Source organism: Jatrophihabitans sp. (assembly GCA_036399055.1).
Classification (GTDB): domain Bacteria; phylum Actinomycetota; class Actinomycetes; order Mycobacteriales; family Jatrophihabitantaceae; genus Jatrophihabitans_A.
Genome location: DASWNX010000030.1, coordinates 155,036 through 179,664, shown reverse-complemented (window position 1 = coordinate 179,664; position 24,629 = coordinate 155,036). Strand labels below are relative to the sequence as shown.

The 24,629-nt window shown below is 69.8% G+C and carries 22 protein-coding genes; 6 read left to right on the top strand and 16 right to left on the bottom strand.

What is annotated here, in order from left to right; all coding sequences use genetic code 11:
* Nucleotides 1-12 precede the first annotated feature (12 nt).
* From VGB75_13625 to VGB75_13600, 6 genes are all read right to left on the bottom strand, one after another.
* Nucleotides 13-1,245, bottom strand: a complete 1,233-nt coding sequence (locus VGB75_13625) for a cytochrome P450 (protein ID HEY0168076.1) — start codon at nucleotides 1,243-1,245, stop codon at nucleotides 13-15.
* A 2-nt stretch (nucleotides 1,246-1,247) separates the two neighbouring features.
* Nucleotides 1,248-1,700 (bottom strand): cytidine deaminase, encoded by a 453-nt coding sequence (locus tag VGB75_13620; GenBank protein ID HEY0168075.1) that lies wholly within the window; start codon nucleotides 1,698-1,700, stop codon nucleotides 1,248-1,250.
* Nucleotides 1,697-2,947 carry an ABC transporter permease gene (locus VGB75_13615; GenBank protein ID HEY0168074.1) on the bottom strand — a complete coding sequence of 417 codons (1,251 nt, stop codon included), beginning with the start codon at nucleotides 2,945-2,947 and terminating at the stop codon, nucleotides 1,697-1,699. The genes VGB75_13620 and VGB75_13615 overlap by 4 nt, the downstream gene beginning before the upstream one ends.
* Nucleotides 2,944-4,083 carry an ABC transporter permease gene (locus tag VGB75_13610; GenBank protein HEY0168073.1) on the bottom strand — a complete coding sequence of 380 codons (1,140 nt, stop codon included), beginning with the start codon at nucleotides 4,081-4,083 and terminating at the stop codon, nucleotides 2,944-2,946. Before VGB75_13610 ends, VGB75_13615 begins: the two co-directional genes overlap by 4 nt.
* On the bottom strand, nucleotides 4,080-5,636 hold the full coding sequence (locus VGB75_13605; GenBank protein HEY0168072.1) for an ABC transporter ATP-binding protein: 1,557 nt from the start codon (nucleotides 5,634-5,636) through the stop codon (nucleotides 4,080-4,082). Before VGB75_13605 ends, VGB75_13610 begins: the two co-directional genes overlap by 4 nt.
* 152 nt (nucleotides 5,637-5,788) lie before the next feature.
* Nucleotides 5,789-6,874, bottom strand: a complete 1,086-nt coding sequence (locus VGB75_13600; GenBank protein HEY0168071.1) for a BMP family ABC transporter substrate-binding protein — start codon at nucleotides 6,872-6,874, stop codon at nucleotides 5,789-5,791.
* A 376-nt stretch (nucleotides 6,875-7,250) separates the two neighbouring features.
* Between VGB75_13600 and sdhC the strand changes: the two genes are divergently transcribed.
* The 4 genes from sdhC to VGB75_13580 all read left to right on the top strand — a co-directional run bounded on the left by sdhC (nucleotide 7,251) and on the right by VGB75_13580 (nucleotide 10,736).
* Nucleotides 7,251-7,676 (top strand): succinate dehydrogenase, cytochrome b556 subunit, encoded by a 426-nt coding sequence (gene sdhC / locus VGB75_13595; protein ID HEY0168070.1) that lies wholly within the window; start codon nucleotides 7,251-7,253, stop codon nucleotides 7,674-7,676.
* Entirely contained in the window at nucleotides 7,676-8,092 is a 417-nt protein-coding gene (locus tag VGB75_13590; GenBank protein ID HEY0168069.1) for a succinate dehydrogenase hydrophobic membrane anchor subunit, read from the top strand. The genes sdhC and VGB75_13590 overlap by 1 nt, the downstream gene beginning before the upstream one ends.
* Nucleotides 8,093-8,209: 117 nt before the next feature.
* Nucleotides 8,210-9,955 (top strand): succinate dehydrogenase flavoprotein subunit, encoded by a 1,746-nt coding sequence (gene sdhA / locus VGB75_13585; GenBank protein HEY0168068.1) that lies wholly within the window; start codon nucleotides 8,210-8,212, stop codon nucleotides 9,953-9,955.
* A gap of 31 nt (nucleotides 9,956-9,986) precedes the next feature.
* Nucleotides 9,987-10,736 carry a succinate dehydrogenase iron-sulfur subunit gene (locus VGB75_13580; protein ID HEY0168067.1) on the top strand — a complete coding sequence of 250 codons (750 nt, stop codon included), beginning with the start codon at nucleotides 9,987-9,989 and terminating at the stop codon, nucleotides 10,734-10,736.
* Nucleotides 10,737-10,863: 127 nt separating this feature from the next.
* Here the strand turns inward: VGB75_13580 and VGB75_13575 are convergent, their stop codons facing one another.
* Nucleotides 10,864-11,718 (bottom strand): hypothetical protein, encoded by an 855-nt coding sequence (locus tag VGB75_13575; protein ID HEY0168066.1) that lies wholly within the window; start codon nucleotides 11,716-11,718, stop codon nucleotides 10,864-10,866.
* A 459-nt stretch (nucleotides 11,719-12,177) separates the two neighbouring features.
* On the opposite strand from VGB75_13575, the gene VGB75_13570 reads away from it, so the two are divergent.
* Nucleotides 12,178-12,855: a class I SAM-dependent methyltransferase gene (locus VGB75_13570; GenBank protein HEY0168065.1), complete on the top strand. Its 678-nt coding sequence runs from the start codon at nucleotides 12,178-12,180 to the stop codon at nucleotides 12,853-12,855.
* Between the two features lie 205 nt (nucleotides 12,856-13,060).
* Here the strand turns inward: VGB75_13570 and VGB75_13565 are convergent, their stop codons facing one another.
* From VGB75_13565 to VGB75_13550, 4 genes are all read right to left on the bottom strand, one after another.
* Nucleotides 13,061-14,794, bottom strand: a complete 1,734-nt coding sequence (locus VGB75_13565) for a glycerol-3-phosphate dehydrogenase/oxidase (GenBank protein HEY0168064.1) — start codon at nucleotides 14,792-14,794, stop codon at nucleotides 13,061-13,063.
* Between the two features lie 36 nt (nucleotides 14,795-14,830).
* A complete protein-coding gene (glpK, locus tag VGB75_13560) occupies nucleotides 14,831-16,342 on the bottom strand; it encodes a glycerol kinase GlpK (GenBank protein ID HEY0168063.1) in 1,512 nt (503 codons plus the stop codon).
* Between the two features lie 82 nt (nucleotides 16,343-16,424).
* Nucleotides 16,425-17,300, bottom strand: a complete 876-nt coding sequence (locus VGB75_13555) for an MIP/aquaporin family protein (GenBank protein HEY0168062.1) — start codon at nucleotides 17,298-17,300, stop codon at nucleotides 16,425-16,427.
* Nucleotides 17,301-17,468: 168 nt separating this feature from the next.
* Nucleotides 17,469-17,741: a hypothetical protein gene (locus VGB75_13550; GenBank protein HEY0168061.1), complete on the bottom strand. Its 273-nt coding sequence runs from the start codon at nucleotides 17,739-17,741 to the stop codon at nucleotides 17,469-17,471.
* A gap of 84 nt (nucleotides 17,742-17,825) precedes the next feature.
* Between VGB75_13550 and VGB75_13545 the strand changes: the two genes are divergently transcribed.
* A complete protein-coding gene (locus tag VGB75_13545) occupies nucleotides 17,826-19,088 on the top strand; it encodes a hypothetical protein (protein ID HEY0168060.1) in 1,263 nt (420 codons plus the stop codon).
* Here the strand turns inward: VGB75_13545 and VGB75_13540 are convergent.
* The 5 genes from VGB75_13540 to VGB75_13520 form a co-directional block, all read right to left on the bottom strand.
* On the bottom strand, nucleotides 18,997-20,157 hold the full coding sequence (locus VGB75_13540) for a YhjD/YihY/BrkB family envelope integrity protein (GenBank protein ID HEY0168059.1): 1,161 nt from the start codon (nucleotides 20,155-20,157) through the stop codon (nucleotides 18,997-18,999). The genes VGB75_13545 and VGB75_13540 overlap by 92 nt on opposite strands.
* 3 nt (nucleotides 20,158-20,160) lie before the next feature.
* On the bottom strand, nucleotides 20,161-20,685 hold the full coding sequence (locus tag VGB75_13535; protein HEY0168058.1) for a 2'-5' RNA ligase family protein: 525 nt from the start codon (nucleotides 20,683-20,685) through the stop codon (nucleotides 20,161-20,163).
* 5 nt (nucleotides 20,686-20,690) lie between these two features.
* A complete protein-coding gene (gene trpS, locus VGB75_13530; protein HEY0168057.1) occupies nucleotides 20,691-21,704 on the bottom strand; it encodes a tryptophan--tRNA ligase in 1,014 nt (337 codons plus the stop codon).
* A gap of 55 nt (nucleotides 21,705-21,759) precedes the next feature.
* The gene (locus tag VGB75_13525; GenBank protein HEY0168056.1) at nucleotides 21,760-23,151 is read right to left on the bottom strand and encodes a hypothetical protein; all 1,392 of its coding nucleotides are present in this window, start codon (nucleotides 23,149-23,151) and stop codon (nucleotides 21,760-21,762) included.
* Between the two features lie 140 nt (nucleotides 23,152-23,291).
* On the bottom strand, nucleotides 23,292-24,614 hold the full coding sequence (locus VGB75_13520) for a hemolysin family protein (GenBank protein ID HEY0168055.1): 1,323 nt from the start codon (nucleotides 24,612-24,614) through the stop codon (nucleotides 23,292-23,294).
* Between the last annotated feature and the right edge of the window lie 15 nt (nucleotides 24,615-24,629).

Sequence of the window (24,629 nt, the reverse complement as noted above, 5' to 3'; positions counted from 1 at the left end):
GGCAAGAGCCTCTCACGCAAGAAGCACCGGCAGTGACGTCACTCCGCGGATCACGAACTCCTCGCGACGCAGGCCCCCGAGGTCCCCGGTGGCCGGGCGCAGTCCGGGAAACCGCCGCAGCAGCGTGCGCAACGAGGTCTGCAGCTCGACCCGGGCCAGCGGCGCGCCGACGCAGAAATGGATGCCGGCGCCGAAGCCCAGGTGCGGGTTGTCGACCCGGCCGACGTCCAGGCGGTCGGGCTGGTCGAACACCGCCGGGTCCCGATTCGCCGAGCCGAGCAGGGCCGCGATCTTCTCACCGGCCCGGACCGTGACCTCGCCGATCGGGGTGTCGCTGACCGCGGTGCGCTCGAACAGCTGCAGCGGCGAGTCGAAGCGGATCAGCTCCTCCACTCCCCTGCCCACCAGCGACGCGCCGGCGGTCTCGGCGGCCACCAGCCGCTGCCACTGGTCGGGATTGCCGAACAGCGCCAGCACGCCGTTGCCGACCACGTTCACGCTGGCCTCGTGCCCGGCGTTGAGCAGCAGCGTGCAGGTGGTGACCAGCTCGTCCTCGCTCAGCCGGCCCCCGGCCGCATCGGTCTCGGCGATCAGCGAGCTGATCAGGTCGGCCGCGGGCCGGCGACGGCGCTGTCGCACCAGCTCGCGCAGATAGGCCGTGAAGTCGCTGGCCGCCGCCTCGGCGGCCTCGCGCTGCGCGGGGCTGACCTGGTACTCGTACATCTTCACGATCGCGTTGGACCAGGGCCGCAGCAGCTGCCGGTCGGGCTCGGGAACGCCCAGCAGCTCGGCGATCACCTCAACCGGCAGCGGCTCGGCGAAGCCGGCGATCAGATCGACGGCCGAGCCGTCCCGGCCGGCCTGGGCGAGCCGATCGGCCAGGCCGTCGGCCAGCGCCGCCACCCTCGGGCGCAACCGCTCGACGTGGCCGCGCGCGAAGGCGGCCGCCACCAGCCTGCGCAGCCTGGTGTGCGTCGGCGGCTCGTTCTCCAGCATCGAGTGGCGGTGGATCAGCTCGAAGCCGGGCATCGGCTGCTCTGGCCAGCGCGGCGTCCAGATCCGGCCCAGGCTGCGGCTGCGCAGCACCGCGTTGGCCTGGGCGTGCCCGAAGGCGAGCCACATGCCGGTCTGCTCATGCCACTGGACGCCGGCCCTGGCGCGCGCCGCGGCGAAGTGCGGGTAGGGGTCCTCGATGACCTCGGCCGAGCTGAACGCCAGCCGGCTGATCACCGTCGGGCTGCTCATCCTCAGCCTGACTCGGGGGCGGCCGCCTTGTTCGCCGTCGCGGCGAGGTCGTTCGGGCCGAAGGCGTCGGGCAGCAGGCCGGCCACCGGAATCGGCCCGCCGTCGGCGGCGACCAGCATCTCCGGGCCGCCGTGCTCGAACAGCAACTGCCGGCAGCGCCCGCACGGCATCAGCAGGGCGCCCTGGCCGTCGACGCACACCATCGCGACCAACCGGCCGCCGCCACTGGCGGTCAGGGCCGACACCAGGCCGCACTCGGCGCACAGCCCCAGCCCGTAGGAGGCGTTCTCGACATTGCAACCGGTCACCAGCCGGCCGTCGTCGACCAGCGCGGCGGCGCCGACCGGAAACCGCGAGTACGGCGCGTAGGCCCGGCCCATCACGGCCACCGCCTCGCGGCGCAGGGCGTCCCAGTCGATCTCGGGCGTCTGTCCGACGGCCTGCGGCGAAGTCATGACTCCTCGCCCTTGCGGTAGACCTTGCCGTCGGCCTTGGGCATTCGCAGCCGTTGGGATGCCAGGCCCAGCACCAGGATGGTCACCACGTAAGGGGTGGCGCCGACGAGTTCCTCGGGCACCTGCTCGGTGTCGAGGTACCACAGCACCGCCAGCGCGGCGATCACCACGGCGACCGCCGCGATGGCCCGCTGGCCGCTGCGCCATTGCCAGAGGGCCACCAGCGCCAGCGCGATCGCCATCAGCAGCAGCAGCGGGTGCACCGCCGCGGAGCTGCGCAACTGGATCGCGTCGGTGTAGCCGAACAGACCGGCGCCGCCTGCCAGCGCGCCGGGCCGCCAGTTGCCGAAGATCAGCGCGGCCAGGCCGATGAAGCCGCGGCCGCCGGTCTGGCCCTCGCGGAACTGGTGGGCCGAGATGGCCAGCGCCGCCCCGCCCAACCCCGCCATCGCGCCGGAGACGATCACCGCGATGTACTTGTACTTGTAGACGTTGACCCCCAGGGACTCCGCCGCGTACGGCGCCTCGCCACACGAGCGCAGCCGCAGGCCGAAGGCGGTTCGCCACAGGATCCAGGCCGAGGCCGCCACCACCAGCACGGCCAGCACGGTGATCAGCGACAGCCCGGTGGTCAGCCCACGCAGCACCCCGGCCAGGTCCGACACCGCGAACCAGCGGTTGTCCTCGACGGTGCGCAGCCAGTCCGAGGAGGGCAGGGTGATCGACGGGGCGTCGCCCAGCGGCGGCGACTGCTTCTGGCCGCCGCCGGGGTAGTTGGCGAAGGTGACCTTGGTCAGGTACAGCGTGAGCCCCGGAGCGATGATGTTGATCGCGACCCCGGAGATGATGTGGTCGACGCCGAAGGTCACGGTGGCCACCGCGTGCACCAGGCCGCCGACCGCGCCGAGCAGGGTGCCGAACAGCAGGCCGGCCCAGACGCCGTGGTTCCAGCCGAGGTAGGCGCACCCCCAGGTGCCCAGGATCATCATGCCTTCCAGGCCGATGTTCACCACGCCGGCACGTTCGGCCCACAGGCCGCCGAGGCCGGCCAGGCCGATCGGCACCGCGGCCGCCAAGCCCGCGGCGACGGTGCCGCTGCTGGTCAGGTCATAGCCGTCGGTGAGGGTGCGCACCGCCGACAGCACCAGGAAGGCGCCCAGGGCGAAGACGATCAGCAGCGCCGGCGACAGCCGGGAGGCCCGCCTGCGCGCCTCGGGAGTGGCGGTCAACGCCGTCGCCGCGCTCATGTCGACACCGTGTGGGCGGCCGGGGCGGCCGCCAGCTGGGCGGCGACGTCCTTCTGCTGAAGCACCAGCCGGTACCTGCGCACCAACTCGTAGGCGATGACGACCGACAGCAGGATCACCCCTTGCATGATCGCGGCGATCTCACGTGGCACGCCGATGAAGTCCAACTGGTTGGCGGACTTGCCGAGGAAGGACCACAGCACCGCGGCCAGCGCCATCCCGACTGGTGAGTTGCGGCCCAGCAACGCGATCGCGATGCCGGCGAAGCCCAGCCCGGACTGCGCGGTCTGACTGAAGGTGTGGGTCTGGCCGAGTATCTCCGGCAGGCCGACCAGGCCGGCCACGCCGCCTGACATCAGCATCGCCACCAGCGTCATCCGCTTGACGTTGACCCCGCTGGCCACCGCTGCCTGCTCGTTCAGGCCGGTCGCCTTGATCCGGAAGCCGAACCGGGTGCGGCTGGCGATGAACCAGTACGCCACCCCCACCACCACGACCACGAAGATGAACCCGAAGATCTTGGCCTGGGTCCCGGCGTAGCTGATGCCGGGCACCTGGCCGGACGCTCCGATCGGCTTGGTCCGGATGTTGTTGCCGCTGGTCTCACCCAGCTTGTGCAGCAGATAGGAGCCCAGGAACACCGCGATGGCGTTCAGCATGATCGTCGAGATCACCTCGCTGACCCCGCGGGTCACCTTCAGCACCCCGGCGATGCCGGCCCAGGCGGCGCCGACCAGCACCGCGACCAGCACCTCTACCACCAGGTGGAACGGCCCCCCGCCGCTCATCTGGCCGCCGACGTAGGCCGCCCCCAGCGCCGCCAGGCTGTACTGGCCTTCGACGCCGATGTTGAACAGGTTCATCCGGAACCCGATCGAGACCGCCAGCGCCGACAGGTAGTAGACCATCGCCTGGTTCACCATGTCGACGAACGAGGTGGGCCGACCGGCCTGCTTGAGCATGGTCTGGAACACCGTCGACGGGCTGTGATCGCCCAGGCTCAGGATCACCGAGCTGGCCAGCACCGCGAACAGCACCGCTCCGACCGGCGCGGCCAGGGCGAGCAGCACCGAGCGCAGCGGATAACGCTGCCGCAGCCGGTCGAGCAGGCTGACCGAGGCGAGTGGGGTGCTCATGCGGCGCCGGCTCCGGTCATCGCCGCGCCGAGGTCCTCGGCGGTGACGGTCGCCGGGTCAGCGGCGCCGACAAAGGCGCCGCGCAGGATCACTTGGATCGAGTCGGACATGCCGATCAGCTCCTCCAGGTCTGCCGAGATGAGCAGGACGGCCAATCCCGCCGCGCGGGCCTTGCGGACGTGCTCCCAGATCGCGGCCTGCGCTCCGACGTCCACGCCGCGGGTGGGTTGAGAGGCGATCAGCAGCGCGGGGTTGCCCGACAGCTCCCGGCCCACGATCAGCTTCTGCTGGTTGCCCCCGGACAGGGCCAGCGCCGGAACGTCGATGCCGGGCGTCCGGACGTCGAACTCGGCGACGATCCGCTCGGTGTCCCGGCGGGCCCCGGCCCGGTCGATGAGCGGGCCTTTGATGTTGGGCGGCGAGTCCGAGTGGCCCAGCACCCGGTTCTCCCAGAGCGGCGCCTCGAGCAGCAGGCCCTGCCGGTGCCGGTCCTCGGGGATGTAGCTGATGCCGGCCACCCGGCGGGCCCGGGTGGAGGCCGAGGTGATGTCCTGGCCCTTGAGGGTGACGGCTCCGGCGCTGATCGAGCGGATCCCCATCAGCGCCTGGACCAGCTCGCTCTGGCCGTTGCCCTCGACTCCGGCGATGCCGTAGATCTCACCGGCGTGGATGTCGAAGGAGACGTCGTCGAGCACCTTGCGCCCGCCGTCGTCGGTCACGGTCAGGCCCCTGACCGAGAGCACCGTCTGCTCCGAGACGGTGTCTGAGCGGGTCTCGGGGCTGGGCAGCTCCGAGCCGACCATCAGCTGGGCCAGTTGCCGCGGGGTGATCGAGCGCGGGTTGGCGGTGCCCACGGTGCGGCCCCGCCGGATCACGGTGATGTCGTCGGCGACCTGGATCACCTCGTCCAATTTGTGCGAGATGAACAGGATGGTCAGCCCCTCGCTCTTGAGCTCGCGCAGGTTCTCAAAGAGCTCCTCGACCTCGTGGGGCACCAGCACCGCGGTCGGCTCGTCCAGGATCAGCAGCCGGGCGCCGCGGTAGAGCACCTTGGCGATCTCCACGCGCTGGCGGTCGCCGACGCCGAGGTGCTCCACCAGCATGTCCGGCTCGAGGTCCAGGCCGTAGGTCTGGCTCAGCTCGGTGATGCGACGGCGGGCGGCGCCGAAGTTCAGCGCGCCGCGCGCGGTCGGCTCGCTGCCCAGCACGATGTTCTCCAGGACGGTGAAGTTGTCGGCGAGCATGAAGTGCTGGTGCACCATGCCGATGCCGGCGGCGATCGCGTCCGAGGGCGAGGAGAAAGCCACCGGCTTGCCGTTGATCCGGATCTCGCCCTCGTCCGGGCGCTGCATGCCGTAGAGCATCTTCATCAGGGTGGACTTGCCGGCGCCGTTCTCACCGACGATCGCGTGCACCGTGCCACGCCGCACCGCGATGTTGACGTCGGCGTTGGCGACCACGCCGGGAAAGCGCTTGGTGATGCCCACCACTTCGATGGCGAGCTCAGAGCCTGCCTCGGGCTCAGCGGTCACCGACTGGACTGGCTGGGGCATCTCCGACCTCCTGGCGCTGGACCGCTGCCCGTGATGGGTCAAGCCTGACGGCGACGGGCCCGAGGTGACGTTAGCGAGTCACCTCGGGCCCGGGACAACCGCGGGAGTCCGGTTCGCTGTTACGCGGCCTGGACGCCCGACTGCGGAGCTGGCTACTTGGTGGGAACCGTGATGCTGCCGTCGATGATCTTGGCCTTGAACTCGTCGACCTTGGCCTTGATGTCATCGATCTTGCCGCCCGAGAGCGAGTAGTCCACGCCGCCGGCCTTCAGGTCGAAGACGGTGTTGCCGGCCTTGAAGCTGCCGTCGGCCACGGACTCGATGAACTTGCTGACGGACACGTCCACCCGCTTGAGCATCGAGGAGATGACGACGTCCTTCACATCGTCGGCTGCCGACTGGTACTGGTCGGAGTCGGTGCCGATGGCCAGCGCGTTCTTGGCCTTGGCGGCCTTGAACACGCCGCTGCCCGAACCGCCGGCCGCGGCGAAGATGACGTCGGCGCCCGCGTCGTAGATGCCGTTGGCGGCGGTCTCACCCTTGGTCGGGTCGTTGAAGCCGCCGAAGTCCGGCGGCTGCGTCAGGTACTTGCTCTCAAGCTTGACCGACGGGTCCGCGGCCTTTGCCCCGGCCTCGAAGCCGACCTGGAACTTCTGGATCAGCGAGACGTTCACGCCGCCGATGAAGCCGACGTGGTGCTTCTTGCTCTTGAGCGCGGCGATGGCGCCGACGAGGAACGAGCCCTGCTCCTCGGCGAAGGTCAGGTTGGCCAGGTTGGGAGCTTGAACCGACTGGTCGTCAACGATGGCGAACTTGACGTTCGGGTACTTGGGCACCACGGCCTTGATGGCGTTGGCGTAGGCGAAGCCCACCGCGAGGATGGTGTTGAAACCGTTGTCGGCGAGCTGGGACAGCCGGGCTTCCTTGTCGGCCTCGGCCTCACCCTGCGTGGCCTCGATCTCCTTGACGTCGCTGTCGTCGAGGTTGTACTTCTTCTTGGCCTCGTCCAGGCCGGCCGCGGCGGAGTCGTTGAAGGACTTGTCGCCCCGACCGCCGATGTCGTACGCCAGGCCGATCTTGAGATCGCTGCCGGCTGCGGAGCTCGAGCTGGGCGAACCCGCTGAACCCGACGCCTGGGGCGGGGTGGTCTCGGTATCGCTGCCACACGCGGTCAGCAGCATCGCAGACGCGGCGACGCCGGCGATCGCGGCCACCCGATATGAACTGAGTCGGCGCAAGACACTCTCCTCAATGAAATGATGGGACGGCAGGCACAGCGCCTCCGACCGGCGCAACGGTAGCCGGTCGTGATATCGACGCCGGACCTGCCGAGCTTGTTGTCACCACATTGTTGTGCGGTGCGGCCTAGCGACGCTGCGCCACGGCCGCGGAAGGCGTGCGACGGGGCCTGTCGGACCTGCCCTCGCCCGGCGCTGGGGACGCTGTCCGGCGGGTCACAAACGGCCCGGAAAAGTCGGCGGTGACTGCCGCCGCGACTACGCTCGATCATGTCGATCGGCTGGAAGTCGCGGCACGCGCCACGCCGCGGCCCAGGTCAGGCCAGCGCCAGAGCCAGGCAGCGGTGAGCTGCCGGCGAGTCAGTGAGGAGACCGGGTGTCGACTGGGACCACCGCCCGCCCCACGAGCAACAGGATCAAACTCGGCGGCACGCTCTACCGCGGCCGAGAGGGCATGTGGTCGTGGGTGGCGCACCGGATCAGCGGCGTTCTGACGTTTTTCTTCCTATTCGCCCACGTCCTGGACACCGCGCTGATCCGGGTGTCGCCCGAGTCATACGACACCGTCATCGACACCTACAAGAACCCGTTCGTCAACCTCATGGAGATCGGGCTGGTCGGCGCGGTGCTCTTTCACGCGCTCAACGGCCTGCGCGTCATCGCAGTCGACTTCTGGAGCCGGGGCCCTCGGCTGCAGCGTCAGATGCTGTGGGCCATCGTCGGAGTGTGGATCGCCGTGATGGCGCCCGGCGCGTTCTTCATGTTCAAGCACTCCTTCCAGGCCCTGTTCGGAGCGAGCTGATGAGCGCCGCCGGGCAGCTGCGCATCGACTCGCCCCGCACTCCCCAGCGCCGGCTGCGCGGGCGTGCCAACACCGAGCTGTACGCCTGGCTGTTCATGCGGGTGTCCGGGGTCCTGCTGGTGGTGCTGGTGCTGGGGCACCTGTTCATCATGAACATCCTCGACGGCGGGGTGCAGCGGATCAACTTCGCTTTCGTGGCCGGCCGCTGGGCTTCGCCGTTCTGGCAGGTGTGGGACCTGCTGATGCTCTGGCTGGCGCAGCTGCACGGCGCCAACGGCCTGCGCACGGTGATCAACGACTACACCCGTAAGGACGCGACCCGGTTGGGGTTGAAGATTGCGCTCTACACCGCTTCGGCGCTGGTCATCGCGCTGGGCACGCTGGTGATCTTCACCTTCGACCCGAACATCACCTAGCCGAGCGCTCGCGCGAAGAGCAGAGGGACTGCGAGTGAGGATCGCAGTGAGCGCAGCGAACGAGGACCGGAGCGAGCGCGGCGATGAGCGCTCGCGCGAAGAGCAGAGGATTAGACAGTGCAGACGCACAAGTACGACGTGGTGATCGTGGGCGCCGGCGGCGCCGGCATGCGGGCTGCGCTGGAGTCCTCCAACCGGACCCGGACCGCCGTCCTGACCAAGCTGTACCCCACCCGGTCGCACACCGGGGCGGCTCAGGGCGGGATGTGCGCCGCGCTGGCCAACGTCGAGGAGGACAACTGGGAATGGCACACCTTCGACACCGTCAAGGGCGGTGACTACCTCGTCGACCAGGACGCCGCCGAGGTGATGTGCCGCGAGGCGATCGACGCCGTGCTGGACCTGGAGAAGATGGGCCTACCTTTCAACCGGACTCCGGCTGGGCGGATAGACCAGCGCCGATTCGGCGGGCACACCCGCAATCACGGCGAGGCGCCCGTCCGGCGCTCGTGTTACGCCGCCGACCGGACCGGTCACATGATCCTGCAGACGCTGTACCAGAACTGCGTCAAGCAGGGTGTCGAGTTCTTCAACGAGTTCTACGTCCTGGACCTGCTGCTGAGCAAGCGCGCCAACGGCGTCGAGGTGGCCTCGGGAGTGGTCGCCTACGAGCTGGCCACCGGCGAGATCCACGTGTTCAACGCCAAGTCGGTGGTGCTTGCCACCGGCGGCTTCGGCAAGGTCTTCAAGACCACCTCGAACGCCCACACCCTGACCGGCGACGGCATGGGCGTGGTGTGGCGTAAGGGATTGCCTTTGGAAGACATGGAGTTCTTCCAGTTCCACCCGACCGGCCTGGCCGGACTGGGCATCCTGCTGTCCGAGGCGGCCCGAGGCGAAGGCGCGATCCTGCGCAACAGCGAGGGCGAACGGTTCATGGAGCGCTACGCGCCCACCATCAAGGACCTGGCCCCGCGTGACATCGTGGCCCGTTCGATGGCCAACGAGGTGCGCGAGGGCCGGGGCGCCGGGCCGCACAAGGACTACGTGCTGCTCGACCTGACCCACCTGCCGCGGGAGCAGATCGACGCCAAGCTGCCCGACATCACCGAGTTCGCCCGCACCTACCTCGGCGTCGAGCCCTACACCGAGCCGGTTCCGGTTTATCCGACAGCTCATTACGCGATGGGCGGAGTGCCGACCAACGTCGAGGCCGAGGTGCTGCGCAACAACACCGACGTGGTGCCGGGCCTCTACGCCGCCGGCGAGGTGGCCTGCGTGTCGGTGCACGGCTCGAACCGGCTGGGCACGAACTCGCTGCTGGACATCAACGTCTTCGGCCGCCGGGCCGGCATCGCGGCCGCTGAGCACGCGCTCGGCGCCGAGCTGCCCGACCTGCCGGCAGGCGCCCACACGCACGTCACCACGCTGGTGCAGCGGTTGCTGACCTCCTCCGGAAGCGAGCGGGTCAGCGTCATCCGTGGCGAGCTGCAGGCCACCATGGACCGCAACGCCCAGGTGTTTCGCACCGAGGAGTCCCTCGCCGAGGCGCAGGCCGACATCGTCAAGCTCAAGGAGCGCTACGCCGACGTCGCCATCTCCGACAAGGGCAAACGCTACAACTCCGACCTGCTGGAAGCGGTCGAGCTGGGTTTCCTGCTCGACCTGGCCGAGGTCCTGGTGGTCAGCGCCCGCAACCGCAAGGAGTCCCGTGGCGGCCATGCCCGTGAGGACTACCTGGAGCGCGACGATGAGAACTACATGCGGCACACCATGGCCTACCGCCAGGACGACGGCTCCATCACGCTGGACTGGAAGCCGGTGGTGCAAACCCGGTACCAGCCGATGGCCCGCAAGTACTGACTCACCCCGCTGCCGAGAGAGCTGATCCCTTATGACCCCTGTAACCGAACGCCGCTCCGCCGCCGTCGAGGCGCCGCAGGCGCGCACCGTCGAGGTCAAGATCCGCCGGTACAACCCAGAGGTCTCTGACGAGGTCAGCTGGGTGACCTACCAGGTGCAGGCGTACCCCACTGACCGGGTGCTCAACCTGCTGATGAAGATCAAGGACGAGCAGGACGGCACGCTGACCTTCCGCCGGTCCTGTGCGCACGGGGTGTGCGGCTCGGACGCGATGCGGATCAACGGCGTCAACCGGCTGGCCTGCAAGGTGCTGATGAAGGACATGCCGGCCAAGATCACCATCGAGCCGATCAAGGGGCTGCCGGTCGAGAAGGACCTGGTCGTCGACATGGAGCCGTTCTTCGAGGCTTATCGCGCGGTCAAGCCGTTCCTGATCACCGGCGGCAACCCGCCGACCAAGGAGTGGTTGCAGTCCCAGGCCGACCGCGACCGCTACGACGACACCACCAAGTGCATCCTGTGCGCCGCCTGCACGACGTCCTGCCCGGTGTTCTGGACCGACGGCTCGTACTTCGGGCCGGCCGCGATCGTGAACGCGCACCGGTTCATCTTCGACTCCCGGGACCAGGGCGCTGAGGAACGGCTGGAGATCCTCAACGACCGCGAAGGCGTCTGGCGCTGCCGGACCACCTTCAACTGCACCGAGGCCTGCCCCCGCGGCATCCAGATCACCAAGGCGATCTCCGAAGTCAAGCAGGCGCTGCTGTTCCGCCGCGTCTGAGCCCTCACGCGTCCGGTCGCCTCACCGCGAGGCTGGGTCTCGCGCGGCGGCTGACACCCGCGCGTCATGCCCCTCGCGTCATGCTGACAGGTGGCTATCACGACCGCAGGGCATGACGCGCGGCGGCTTATAGCCACAACGCTCGTCGGAGCTGGCGGGCGACAGTCGCTTCCTCCGTTCGTAGGACGAAGCTAGGGAAGCGCAGGATCATGGTGTCATCAAGCACCAGCTCGTTCTGCCGCTGTTGATCTGCCCACCAGTGCTGAGGACGCAGATGCAGCGCGCCGTCAACCTCGACTCCGATCAGCCTGCCGTCCCGCCGCCGCCACGAGGCGTCCAGGTATCGCCGCCTGCCCATGCCGTCCAGGCGTACCGCCTGCTTGATCGGAGCAGGTAACCGGTGTCGGCGGCAGAGTGCGGCGAAGTCGAGCTCACTCAATGCCTGCGATCCGCCGGCGATGTCGCCCAGCGCTGCCCTCAGGCTCGGTCGGTGCCTGGTGCAATGCGGTGACTGAACCGCCCGCAGCAGCGCCGGCGCGTCAGCCAGCCGCTGCTGCACGGCTGCGGCCATCAGTCCACAGGCAGGCCTCGGACTGTCGAAGTCGCGAGCCGCGATGACCAGAGCCAACGGAAGGGCTTGACATCGATAGGCCGTCGCATCTCCGGCGACCTGCCACAACCTCGTCCGGTGCAGCCGGATGGGCAGGCCCGCGACGTCCGGCGCGGTGGCGCCAGCCGGGGCAAGCACGTCGACCCAGTTCCTCACCCACCCGCGCAGACCCAGGTGCTCGGCCGCCGTGAAGCCGGTCAGCATCGCCCGTGGGCCGACGTTGATCAATGCCGCATCCCACAGTTGGCGTCTGGGCAACGGACCGTTGTGCAGCACCACCGCCCGACCGCACAGCTGCCAGCGGCCCGCCGCCAGCTGGGCCCGTAACCGGTTCTGGCTCACGCCGGAGGCGTACAGCGCCGAACGGGACATGACGGCCCTCGGTGTCCAAACGCCAGGGTTGGTCTCCGCACGGCTTGGCATGGCAGCAGCATGCGGCTCCGTGCCGCCCTAGACACCGGTTCGGCGCTCTTCTGTGGACGGGCTTGGCCGCTGTGGACGGACTGCCCTCGGCGTCAAGCGTCATGCTCTGCGGTGGTCATCACCACCGCAGAGCATGACGCGCGGTGATGCTCGACCTCGGCGGACGTCATGACCGGCATGCCGCAGGAGGCGGGCCAGGACGCCCGGGTCCCTCGCCTCGATGTCACCGGCACGACCGCGGAGCCAGGCGCCATCACCGTCACGACCGCGGCGCCAGACGCCAGGCGCCATCACCGTCACGACCGCGGCGCCAGGCGCCATTGCGCTACCACGCCATCGCGCGACAATCCATTCACGGGTCAGCAAAGACACGCGCAATTCGGGTCACACGCGAGGAAGGATATCCAGATGTCTGACACCGAGCAGGTTCAAGCGGTCCGCGACTACTACCTGCACGACAACGACGGTGAACCCAGCATTTATCACATCTGGGAGAAGGGCGCGGGACGGGGCGACGTGACCACCCCGGCCACGTCCAGCGCTCCTTACCAGCAGTTCATGGCCGAAACGCTCCGCCGGTTGCTCGCTGAGAGCCCGGACCCCGGGCTCCTGAGCGTCGGGTGCGGGAACGCGATGATCGAGGCCGGGATCGCGGCCGACGGCTTCCGGGTGCTCGGGGTGGACGCGCTGGAGCAGGCGGTCGAACTGGCAACGGCCAAGGGCGTCGACGCGGTGTGCGCCGACGTCCTCGACTGGACGCCGCCCCCCGGCCCGTGGACCGTGCTCTACGCCGACGGCAGCCCTGGCCACCTCTACGATCCTGGGACCGGCTTGCAGTCCCTTCTCGAGCGCTTCAAGTCCTGGCTGCCCGAGGGTGGCGCGCTGGTCCTGTCCAATGACCCGCCGCGCACCGACGCCGAGGTGCAGGAGAATCCAAAGGTGCCGGGGTACTTCTGGTTCTCTCAGGCCTACCTGCGCCAGCAGGTCCAGACGTGCGGGTTCCGCGACGTCACCAGCACCGCCTTCACCTACCAGAAGCCGCTGTCGGGCCCGCGCGACCGCATCATCGTCACGGCCCACGCCTGACCCGGCCAGCCTGGCGTCCTGGGGCTCACTGAGCCAGCGTCATGCTCTGCGGTGGTCATGACCACCGCAGAGCATGACGCGCGGGGAAGGACGCGCGGGAAGGACGCGCGCGGAAGGACGCGCGCGGAAGGACGCGCGGGAAAGGACGCGCGGGAAAGGACGCGCGCGGAAGGACGCGCGCGGGGAAGGACGCGCGCGAGAAGGCTCAGGAGGCGCGGGGGGTCAGCGGCGTCAGCGGGACGATGTCGACCGCGCCGAGCCGGGCGGCGTCGGCGGTGGCGTCGTCGGGCTGCTCCTGGGACTCCCGCTCAGCGGCGACCCTGGCCAGGTAATGCTCGACCTCGGTGGCGATGTGCGCCTTGTCCCAGCCGAGGTGGGCGGCCATCAGCTTGGCCGCCACCGGCGCGGCCGACACCCCCCGGTCCCAGGCCTCGATCGAAGCCCGGGTTCGCCGGGCCAGCACGTCGTCCAGGTGCCGGGCGCCCTCGTGCGTCACGGCGTAGACCACCTCGGCGCGCAGGTAGTCATCGACTCCGGGCAGCGGCTCGGCCAGCGACGGGTCCGCGGCGATCAGGTCGAGCACCTCGTGTATCAGGCTGCCGTAGCGTCCGAGCAGGTGGTCGATGCGCACCACGTGCAGGCCGGATCGGGCGGCCAGTTGATGACGCTGGTTACGCACCCCCTCCCAGCCTTCGGCGCCGACCAGCGGGATCTTCTCGGTGACCGAGTCCGGCACTCTGCCGTCCATCCCACGGACCGCCTCGTCGACGGCGTCGCGGCCCATCACCCGGTAGGTGGTGTACTTGCCGCCGGCGATCACCACCAGCCCGGGCACCGGATGCCCGACCACGTGCTCACGGGACAGCTTCGAGGTTGACTCCGACTCGCCGGACAGCAGCGGTCGCAGCCCGGCGTAGACGCCCTCGACGTCGGCCCGCGACAGCGGTGAGGACAGCACCGAGTTGACCTGGTCCAGCAAGTAGTCGATGTCACGCGCGCTGGCCGCCGGGTGCGCCAGGTCGAGGTTCCAATCCGTGTCGGTGGTGCCGATGATCCAGTGCCGGCCCCACGGGATCACGAACAGCACGCTGGTCTCGGTGCGCAGGATGATCCCGGTGCTCGACTGCAGCCGGTCCCTGGGCACCACCAGGTGCACGCCCTTGGAGGCCCTGACCTGGAACTGGCCGCGGGTGTCGGCCAGCTGCTGGGTCTCATCGGTCCAGACCCCGGTGGCGTTGATCACCTGCTTGGCCCGGACGTCGAACTCCTCACCGGTCTCCAGGTCCACCACCCGGGCGCCGGTGACCCGCCCGCCCTGGTGGCAGAAGTCCAGGACCCGGGTGCGGTTGGCCGCCAGCGCGCCGAAGGCCACCGCCGTCCGCACCACCGTCATGGTGTGCCGAGCGTCGTCGACCTGGGCGTCCCAGTACTGCACCGCCCCGGTGAGCGAGTCCGGCGACAGGCAGGGCGCCTCCCGCAGCGCCCGGCGCTTGCTCAGATGCCGGTGGTGCGGCAGCCCGCGGGAGCTGCCGCCGGCGGTGCCCATCGTGTCGTAGAGCAGCACGCCCGCCCCGACGTAGGGCCGTTCCCACACCCGGTGAGTGAGCGGGTAGAGGAACGGCACCGGCCGGATCAGGTGCGGCGCGATGTGCTGGGTGAGCAGGCCGCGTTCATGCAACGCCTCGCGCACCAGGCCGAAGTCCAGCATCTCCAGGTAGCGGAGGCCGCCGTGAATCAGCTTGCTGGAGCGGCTGGACGTGCCGCTGGCCCAGTCGCGCGCCTCCACGATCGCCGTCGACAGGCCACGGGTCACCGCGTCCAGGGCGGCGCCGGCGCCCACCACACCGCCTCCGACGATCAGCACGTCGAGCTCGGGAGCCTCGCGCATGGCGGCCAGGGCCTCGTCGCGATTGGCCGGTGACATGGCGTTGGCGGTCATTGACTGCCTTTCTTTGCAACGTCCGGGACAGGGCCTTCAGTCGACGTCGACCCAGTCCAGTGTGCGCTCGATGGCTTTCTTCCAGCCGGCGTAGCCGCCGGCGCGCTGCTCGTCGGTCCACTCCGGGGACCAGCGCTGGGACTCATTCCAGTTCTCCCGAAGTTCATCGGTGTCCTTCCAGAATCCGACGGCCAGCCCCGCCGCGTAGGCGGCGCCGAGCGCGGTCGTCTCGGCCACTACCGGACGGCTGACCGGAACCCCGAGGATGTCAGCCTGCATCTGCATGCACAGGTTGTTGGCCGTCACTCCCCCGTCCACCTTCAGCACCTCGAGGGTGACGCCGGAATCCTGCGCCATCGCTTCGATCACGTCTCGGCTCTGGTAGCAGATCGATTCCAGGGTAGCTCGCGCCAGATGGGCGTTGGTGTTGAAGCGCGACAGCCCGACGATCGCGCCCCGGGCGTCGGAGCGCCAGTACGGCGCGAACAGCCCTGAGAAGGCCGGGACGAAGTACATGCCGCCGTTGTCGGTGACCTGGCGGGCCAGGGCCTCGACCTCGCTGGCGCCGGAGATAATGCCGAGCTGGTCGCGCAGCCACTGCACGGCCGAACCGGTGACCGCGATGGAGCCTTCCAGGGCGTAGACCGGCTTGTCTTGGCCGAACTGGTAACACACCGTGGTGAGCAGGCCGTTCTCGCTGCGGACCAGCTCCTCACCGGTGTTGAGCAGCATGAAGTTGCCGGTGCCGTAGGTGTTCTTGGCCTCGCCGGGAGCGAAGCAGACCTGGCCGACGGTGGCGGCCTGCTGGTCGCCGAGGTCACCGGTCAGCGCAATGCCCGCCGCGCCGGGAACGCTGATCTCGCCGTAGCCGGCCGGGTCCGAGGACGGCCGGATCTCGGGCAGCATCGAGCGCGGTATGTCGAAGAACGACAGCAGCTCATCGTCCCAGTCCAGCGTCTGCAGATTCATCAGCATCGTCCGGCTGGCGTTGGTGACGTCGGTGACGTGCACCCCGCCGCGGGTTCCACCGGTCAGGTTCCATATCAGCCAGCTGTCGGTGTTGCCGAACACCGCGTCACCTGCCTCGGCGGCAGCCCGGACACCGTCGACGTTCTCCAGAATCCACTGCACCTTGCCTGCCGAGAAGTAGGTCGCCGGCGGCAGGCCGGCCTTGGCCCGGATCACCTCGCCCTTGCCTTCGCGTTCCAGGGCCGAGGCGATCCGGTCGGTGCGGGTGTCCTGCCAGACGATGGCGTTGTAGTAGGGCCGTCCGGTCTTGCGGTTCCAGACCACCGCGGTCTCGCGCTGGTTGGTGATCCCCAGCGCGGCGAAGTCCGAGGTCGACAGTCCCGCCGCGTTGATCGCGGTCTGCAACACCGCGCTGCTGCGCTCCCAGATCTCGACCGGGTTGTGCTCCACCCAGCCGGCCTGCGGCAGGATCTGGGAGTGCTCGAGCTGGTGCTTGCCTCGCTCGTTGCCGTCATGGTCGAAGATCATGAAGCGGGTGCTGGTGGTTCCCTGGTCGATAGCTCCGACGAAGTCGGCCATGTGGATCTCCTTTGGACGGGACGAATCCTGCTGGGCTGCGGCTGGCAGGCTGCTCTGCTGAGCGGGCTGCGGGGAAAGTGGTTCAGGACTCGTTGGCGGCGATCTGCTCCTCGGTCGGCAGGTGCTTGGCGATCAGGGCGCGGTACATGCCGCCGCCCACCACCGCGCCGATAAGCGGCCCGACTATCGGCACACAGAAGAACAAGTTGCCGTACTGGTCCCTGAACGCGGTGCCGTAACCGGTGACGAACGAGGCCAGCCGCGGTCCGAAGTCGCGGGCCGGGTTGATCGCGTAGCCGGCGTTGGTTCCCCAGGCCATGCCGATCCCGACCACCAGCAACCCGATCAGAAACGGCGCCAGGTTGGCCAGCGGGGACTGGTTGCGGGCATCGGTGAGCGCGAAGACGACGAACACCAGGATTGCGGTGCCGATGATCTGATCACGCAGCGCGCCGTACTCGCTGACAGGCAGGACGCCGTTGCCGGGCAGCGTGGAGAAGACCCCCTGGGTCTTGAGAGTGTGCCCGGGGTCGGCCTTGGCCAGCACCTCGGTGTAGTTCCACCGCACCAGGATCGCGGCCGCGAAGGCGCCGGCGGTCTGGGCCAGCGAGTAGGGCAGCACCTTGCGCCAGGAGAAGCCGGAAAACACCGCCAGCGCGACCGAGATCGCCGGATTGAGGTGCGCACCGCTGACCTTGCCCGCGACGTAGATGCCCAGCGTCACGCCCAGCCCCCAGGCCCAGGCGATGCTGTCGTGATCGCCGATTCCAGCGCCGGCGACCTGGGCCACCACACCGAGTCCGAACAGGATCAGGATGAAGGTGCCGCAGAACTCGGCCAGCAGCTCACCTTGCAGCCCGGGCACGAACGGCTTGATGGCGCCCCGGGCGTCATCGGTGCGACCCGCCCGCACCTCGTCGGCTCGGGTTTGCCTCCTGCCATCGGTGGTCTCGGCCATGGATGGACTCCTTGTCCCAGTCGCCTTGATAAGCCGGTGAGTCAAATGGTGCAACTAGGATAATCTTCTCAGGCCGGTCGGCTCGGCGATAGGGCTACTCGATGACTGCGCCCGACCAGTGCCGGCCGCCGGCCAGGCCTCGCCGCGGCGCGGCGCGACGGTTTCGGCTCACCGGGAAGTTCGGCTGGAGTCAGGGCGGCCCGCCGCCTCGGTGACCGGTCGGCGAGCCGCCTGCCAGCCGCGGACTCCCAGCCACCCGATGGCCGCGCCCAGCGCCAGCGACACCACGGTCAGCGCCAGGTGCACCAGGAAGAACCCGGTGGGACCGTCCTGCCAGGAACGCTCGTCCTGCCAGACGTTCTTCAGAAAGGTGGGCCAGATGATCCAGGACCACACTCCGAAGCCGATCAGCAATCCCGACACCCGCCTGCTCAGCCGCATACCGCCATTATCTTCCCCGCCCTGGCCGGGTTGAGCTCGGCTCGTCGTTGACTGGTAGGGGCCTGGGCTGGGTAGCCTGAGCCGGTGCCAGCTCAGCAGGTCCCGAGCCGCCGAGCGGCCGGACTGGCGCTCGCGGTGATCACCTCGCTGGCGCTGCTGACCGGCCCCAGCGACGCCCTGGCCGCCTCACCGGCGGCGCCCAAGCCCACCTCGGGCGGTAGCTCCCCGAGCACTCCGGACCCGCACCCGCCGGCCGGCGGCTGGGCGCCCGACGGCGTGGCGCCGGGCGGGCCGCACCTGACCAGCCGCGGTCTGGTGGCGCCGCCCGGCGCGCCCGCGTTGCCCAGAGGCATCCGGGCGCGCGGCTGGATCCTGGCCGACCTGGACTCCGGCGCCGTGCTGGCCGCCCGCGACCCGCACGGGCGTTACCAGCCGGCCAGCATCCTCAAGGTGCTGACCGCGCTCAGCGTCGCCCCGAACCTGCCGGGCCGGCGGGTGGTGACAGTCTCACCGCAAGCCGCTGTGGCCGAGGGCTCGGCGGTCGGTCTGCTGGCCGGCGCCAGGTACTCGGTCGACCAGCTGTTCTCCGCGCTGTTCCTGATCTCGGCCAACGACGCCGCCATCGCCCTGGCCCAGGCCAATGGCGGGGTGGCTCGCACCGTGGCCAGCATGAACGCCTACGCGGCCAAGCTGGGCGCCTACGACACCGTCGTCCAGACCCCCTCGGGCCTTGACGGCTGGCAGCAGCTCACCTCTGCCTATGACATGGCGCTGGTGTTGCGCGCCTTCGTCAACCAGCCTCGGCTGGTGGCCTACAGCCGGCTGCCCAGCGCCGGCTTTCCGCCGCGAGCCAGCAAGCACGGCCGGGTAGGGCCCTACCAGTTCGACAACCACTCCCAGGACTTTCTGAGCACGGTGCCCGGCGCCCTGGTCGTGAAGACCGGGTACACCGACGCCGCCCGGCACACCTACCTCGCCGCCGCCCAGCGGCACGGCCGCCGACTCGGGGTGATCCTGCTGCGCAGCGAGCGGCATCCGGTGGAGCAGTTCCGCCAGGCCGGGGCGCTGCTGGACTGGGGTTATGCGTTGAAGTCGACGGTGGAGCCGGTGGGCATGCTGGCCGGACCGGTTCGGGCCGGACCGCCGGCCCGCGATGCCGCTTCGACCGTCTCGACCCCGGTCACCTCCCAGGCTCTGGCCGAGCCCGCGGCGCCACGCGGCGGCCTGCGCTGGGCACTCGCCGCGCTGGCGCCCGTCAGCGCGCTGATCGGCGCCGTGCTGTGGCTCGGTGGCGCCACCTCTGCACGGCGGCGAGCGATCCGGCGCCAAGCGCGGCGCCGGCGCTGAGCAGGCCTGCCGCCACGGCCCCCGGTGACACCGCCCCGCCCGGTGACACCGCCCCGCCCGGGAGCACCGCCCCAGCCGGGAGCACCGCCCCAGCCGACGCTGGCCGGGTGACGGCGCCCGCGCTGGGCAGTCCGGGGCCCTGCACCGGGGCGGTCAGCGACTGCTCGGTGATCGCCGGACCGGGCTGGATGACCGCCGCCCAGGCCACGCAGTACAGCAGGTAGCGCGACACCAGGTCGATCCAGACCAGCACTCCGACCACCGGGCCGATCACAGCGGCGGCCGGTGACTGGGTGATCCGGGCGATGTAGAACGTGCCGAGGAGTTTCAGCGCCTCGAAGCCCACCGCGGCAAGCAGGGTGGCTCGGACCGCGGTCCGTCGCGAGACCTTGATGTCGGGCAGCCGGATCATCAGCCAACCGAAGATCACCACGCTCCCGGCGATGCCGAGCACGATGCCCAGCAGCCAGCTCGCGGTGCCCGCGCCGGTCACATCGTCAAGTCCGAGGACGCGCAGCACGAGGCCGCTGGCAGCGGTGCCGCCGGCGGTCAGACCGACCGAGATCACGACGCCGAGGCCGAGGCCGAGCAGCACCAGCGCGTCGGCGGCCTTGCTGGCCAGGAAGGAGCGCTTGCGGATCGGGATGCCCCAGACGGTGTCGATGGCGCCCCGCAGGTTGTCGATCCAGCCGAGGCCGGTCAGCGCCACGCCGGCCAGGCCCAGGATCCCGACCCCGGCCCGCTTGTCGATGGCGCCCTGGATGACCTGGCCGACGGTCTCGCCGAAACTGCCCGGCAGGCTCGTGCTGATCTGGTCGAACAGCTCTTTCTGCAGCTGCGGCTGGGAGGCCAGCACGAACGCGGCGACCGACACCCCGAGCAGGACCAGCGGGAACAGCGCCAGGAAGCTGAAGTAGGTGATCGCCGCGGCGAGGTGGTCGCCGCGGTGGCCCTTGTAGTGCTGGTAGGCCTGCGCCACGTGCGCCACCGCGGGCCTGGCCTGTGTGAGCGCCTGCCAGCGCATGGCAGCGCCTGAGCGGAGCCGGCCCCACGCCGCCTTGAGCGGCACGGCTCAGAAGCCTGTCAGGACATACTCACGATGCGGGCGCCAGGTGCCGTCGGAGTCCTGGGCGTACAGCGTGAAGCCCTCGATCTTGAACTGGGCGACGAAGTCACGCAAACCCTCGTAGGCCTGGTCCAGGTCCTCATCGGCGACGTCGTGTCCCACCGTGACATGCGGGTGGTAGGGAAACTCCACCTCGCGCATGATCGGGTCCCGGCGCACCGCTCGTTCCAGAAGCTCGCACTGGCCGATGCCGGCAGAGACCTGGACGAACACCACCTGGGACACCGGCCGGAACGTGCCGGTGCCCGAAAGCCTCATCGTGAACGGCGCCACCGCGTTGGCGGCCTCGGCCAGGTGCTTCTCGACCAGATCGAGCTGGTCGGCCTCGACCTCGGTGGGCGGGAGCAGGGTCACGTGCGGCGGGATCTTGTCGGCTTCAGGGTCGCCGATGCGGCGGCGCCAGCCGCCCAGCACGGCGGCGTGCGGCTCGGGTATCGCCAGCGCGACGCCCACCTTGATTCGGTTTCCCATTGGGCTCAGCCTACGACAGCCGGCAGGAACCCGACCTTGGCATAGGCGTCGGCCACAGTCGCGCCGGCCACCGACTGCGCCTTCTCCGCGCCTCGGGCCAGAATCCGATCCAATTCGGCCACGTCGCCCAGCAGTTCTCTGGTCCGGAGACCGAACGGCTGGGCGAAAGCGATCACCGCCTCGGTCACGGCGGTCTTGAGATGGCCGTAGCCCTGACCGGAGAACTCCAGCGCGACCTGCTCGGCCGTCCGGTCGGTGAACGCGCCGAGGATGCCGAGCAAGTTCGAGACGCCGGGCTTAGCCTCCGGGTCGTACCGGATCTCGTTGTCCAGGTCGGTCACGGCGCGCTTGATCTTCTTCGTGATCGTGGCCGTGTCGTCGGAAAGGTAGATGGTGCCGGCTTCCGGCCGAGACTTCGACATCTTCGCGCTCGGGTCCTGCAGGTCCAGGATCTTGGCCGCCGCCTTCGGGATGAAGGCCTCGGGCACCACGAAGGTCTGGCCGTAGCGGGTGTTGAACCGCTGGGCGAGGTTGCGGGTGAGCTCCAGGTGCTGGCGCTGGTCCTCGCCGATCGGCACCTGGTCGGCCTGGTAGAGCAGGATGTCGGCGGCCTGCAGGATCGGGTAGGTGAACAGCCCGACTCCCTGCCGGTCGGCGCCGGCCTTGGCCGACTTGTCCTTGAACTGCGTCATCCGGCTGGCCTCGCCGAAGCCGGTCAGGCACTCCAGCACCCAGGACAGCTGCGGATGCGCCGGGACGTGGGACTGGACGAACAGCGCGCATCGATCAGGGTCCAGCCCGGCGGCCAGCAGCTGGGCGGCCACGATCCGGGTCCGCTGGCGCAGCGCGGCGGGCTCGGGCGGGTCCAGGGTGATCGCGTGCAGGTCCACCACGCAGTAGTAGGCGTCGAAGCCGTCCTGCATCTGAACCCAGTTCTGCACCGCGCCGAGGTAGTTGCCCAGCTGCATGGACTCGCCGGTCGGCTGGATGCCGGACAGGACCCGCGGTTGGTTGCTCACGAAATCAGATCATTCCACTCGGGCGGGCACGCTCAGCACCCGGCTGGCCGACCGGTCACGGCGCGCAGCTGCTGAGGCTCGGTGAGGCGGTCGGACCGGACGATGTCGAGCCGGACGTTGTCGAGCCGGACGATGTCGAGCCGGACGTTGTCGAGCCGGACGTTGTCGAGCCGGAGGCCACCGCCTGGGCGGTGGCGGACTGCGTCCTGCTGCCGGTCGCTGAGCCGCTGGGCGCGGCGTCACTGGGCGTGGCGCTGGGCGTGGACGTGGACGTGCCGGTCCGAGGCTTAGCCGTCTGGGGGCTGGCTGCGGCCCTCGCCGAGGACTCAGTGGCGCTGCTGGAGGAGCCGCTCGGCGACGGGCTGGCCGACGGGCAACTGGAGGCGGTGGGGGTGGCGGTGACCGGCGCCGAGGACTCAGCCGCGCTGGAGCTGGCCGAGGACGAGGGGGCCGGCCGCGAAGTCGACGAGGCCGCCGTCGGGCCGGCGCTGGGCAGCTTGCTGGGCTTGGCCGCCGGCTTCGGCGGCCGGCTCGACAGCGGCGGGCGCACCCGGTTGACGTCGCTGATCACCGGCAGCGGGCTGTCGGGCAGCGCCGAGACGCCGTCGCGGTAGGCCGCGCCCCAGGCCAGCACGGTCGCCAGGTAGGGCGCGGAGTAGTTGTAGCTCAGCACCGCGGCCCGCATACCGGCGGCAGTGGCCAGATCGCGGCCGTCGGCGCAGAGATAGCGGCCGGCGGCCAGGGTCGCGTCGAAGATGTTGTTGGGGTCTGTCTTGGCGTCGGCGTTGCCGTCGGCGCCCCAGCGCGCCCAGGTGGTGGGGATGAACTGCATCGGCCCGACCGCCCGGTCATAGACGGTGTCGCCGTCGTGCTTGCCGTGATCGGTGTCGGTGATGATCGCGTCGCCGACGATCCCGCCGTTCAGGCGCGGCCCCAGGATCCGGCCGCGCGTGGTGCCGTCGGCGATCACCCGGCCGGACTCGGCGTGACCGGACTCGGTGCGCCCGATGCCCGCCAGCAGCCACCAGGGCAGCTTGCAGGACGGCTGCTCGACCTTGAGCCGGTCGGCAGCCAGGTGATAGGCCCGCAGCACCATCACCGGGATGCCGAGTGCCCCGACCGCTCCGGCCGGGCCGGCCGCGCTCGCCTCGACCGACAGCGGGCTGACTTCGCCGCCGGCCGGCGTGGCTTTGGCGATCCGGGACGGCCGGATCGGCAGCGGCCCGCTCCACAGAGCCGGCGCCGCCGGCTCGGGCGCGCTGATGGCTTCGGCCGGGCCGGGTGTGCTCACAGCCGCCATCGCGACTGCCCCCGCGCTGTCCCTGGAGGGGTCCAGCGTCGGCCCGCAGACCATGGCCAGGGCCGCAAGCGCGGCCGCACTGGTGACGGCTCGGGTGAGGGACAGCTTCAGACGCGCCCGGCGAGGGGCGTACCGCGGTTGTGACACAGAAAAATCCTCATCAAGGACGCTGGCTTAGCTGCTTTTTCAGACTATCCAGTACTCATCATCGGCCGGGTCGGGCCAGTTCACCAGCGAAAACGACCTGTCAATTTCTATGCTAGTGACCGATTTCAGCGCCGCGCCGCTCAGCCGGCCGCCGCCGCGGCCGCTTCGGACTCGGGCAACGGCTCGACCCGCAGCCGCGACGCGCGCCGGCCCTCGATCTCGAGCACCTCGACCAGGTGCTCGTGGATCTCGACCCGGTCACCGACCTGGGGCAGCTTGCCCAGCCGCGCCATCAGGAATCCGCCGGCCGTCTCGTAGGGCCCTTCGGGCAGCTCGAAGCCGGCGTACTCGGCGAACTCGTCGAGGTTGCACCGGCCATCGACCTCGACGACCCCGCCGGTCAGCTGTCGGGATGTGGAGTCCTCGGAGTCGTACTCGTCACGGATGTCGCCGATGATCTCCTCGATCAGATCCTCCAGCGTGACGATGCCGTCGGTGCCGCCGTACTCGTCGACCACGATCGCCATGTGGTGGCCCTCGCGACGCATCTCGCTCAGCGCGGCCAGCACCTTCTTGGAGCCGGGCAGCACCTTGACCTCGCGGACCAGGTCACCGACCACCAGCGACCGGTCGGTCGAGGGGTCCACGCCCGGGGCCCCCATGATCAGGTCCCTGATGTGGACGAAGCCGAGCACGTCGTCGTTGCTCTCACCGATCACCGGGTAGCGCGAGTGCGGCGAGTCACCGGCCAGCTTGACGGCCCGGCTGACGGTCAGGCCGGCCTCCAGGAAGAGCACCTCGGTGCGCGAGATCATCACCTCGCTCACCGAGCGCTCGCCGGCGGCGAAGACGTCGTCGATCAGCCGCCGCTCGTCGGTGGACAGCGACTCGTGCGCGGCCACCAGGCCACGCAACTCCTCCTCGCTGATGCTCTCGCGATTGGCGTGCGGGTCACCGCCCAGCACCCGGACCACCAGGTCGGTGGACTTGGACAGCAGCCAGATCAGCGGTCGGAACACGCTGGCCATCCGGTCCAGGGTGGGCCCGAACAGCAGCGCGGCGCCCTCGGGACGCTGCAGCGCCAGCCGCTTGGGCGCCAGCTCGCCGATGACCAGGGTGACGAACGTGATGATCATGGTGACCCCGACGATGCCCACGAACCCGGCCAGCGTCTCGCCGACGCCGTTGCGGGTCAGGCTGTCCTTGACCGACTCCGACAGCGTCACCGCGCCGAAGGCCGAGGACAGCAGCGCGGTCGAGGTGACCCCGATCTGGACGGAGGCCAGGAACCGGTTCGGGTCAGCCAGCAGCTTGGCGACCGCCTGGCCCCGACGGCCGCTCTCGGCCATCGTGCGGGCCTGGCCCTCGCGCAGCGACACCAGCGCAATCTCGGCGGCCACGAACAGGGCCTCGATCACGATCAGGGCCAGCACTATGCAGACATTGAGCACGGTGCCGTTCATGACGTGGTCCGCTCC

Bases quoted from the DNA above. Each gene is read 5' to 3' on its own strand.
- VGB75_13550 (HEY0168061.1), bottom strand. From the start codon at position 17,741: ATGCGGCTGAGCAGGCGGGTGTCGGGATTGCTGATCGGCTTCGGAGTG.
- VGB75_13580 (HEY0168067.1), top strand. From the start codon at position 9,987: ATGACCCCTGTAACCGAACGCCGCTCCGCCGCCGTCGAGGCGCCGCAG.
- VGB75_13625 (HEY0168076.1), bottom strand. From the start codon at position 1,245: ATGAGCAGCCCGACGGTGATCAGCCGGCTGGCGTTCAGCTCGGCCGAG.
- VGB75_13575 (HEY0168066.1), bottom strand. From the start codon at position 11,718: ATGTCCCGTTCGGCGCTGTACGCCTCCGGCGTGAGCCAGAACCGGTTA.
- VGB75_13590 (HEY0168069.1), top strand. From the start codon at position 7,676: ATGAGCGCCGCCGGGCAGCTGCGCATCGACTCGCCCCGCACTCCCCAG.
- VGB75_13555 (HEY0168062.1), bottom strand. From the start codon at position 17,300: ATGGCCGAGACCACCGATGGCAGGAGGCAAACCCGAGCCGACGAGGTG.
- VGB75_13520 (HEY0168055.1), bottom strand. From the start codon at position 24,614: ATGAACGGCACCGTGCTCAATGTCTGCATAGTGCTGGCCCTGATCGTG.
- VGB75_13610 (HEY0168073.1), bottom strand. From the start codon at position 4,083: ATGAGCACCCCACTCGCCTCGGTCAGCCTGCTCGACCGGCTGCGGCAG.
- VGB75_13535 (HEY0168058.1), bottom strand. From the start codon at position 20,685: ATGGGAAACCGAATCAAGGTGGGCGTCGCGCTGGCGATACCCGAGCCG.
- glpK (HEY0168063.1), bottom strand. From the start codon at position 16,342: ATGGCCGACTTCGTCGGAGCTATCGACCAGGGAACCACCAGCACCCGC.
- VGB75_13565 (HEY0168064.1), bottom strand. From the start codon at position 14,794: ATGACCGCCAACGCCATGTCACCGGCCAATCGCGACGAGGCCCTGGCC.
- VGB75_13570 (HEY0168065.1), top strand. From the start codon at position 12,178: ATGTCTGACACCGAGCAGGTTCAAGCGGTCCGCGACTACTACCTGCAC.
- VGB75_13615 (HEY0168074.1), bottom strand. From the start codon at position 2,947: ATGAGCGCGGCGACGGCGTTGACCGCCACTCCCGAGGCGCGCAGGCGG.
- VGB75_13605 (HEY0168072.1), bottom strand. From the start codon at position 5,636: ATGCCCCAGCCAGTCCAGTCGGTGACCGCTGAGCCCGAGGCAGGCTCT.
- VGB75_13620 (HEY0168075.1), bottom strand. From the start codon at position 1,700: ATGACTTCGCCGCAGGCCGTCGGACAGACGCCCGAGATCGACTGGGAC.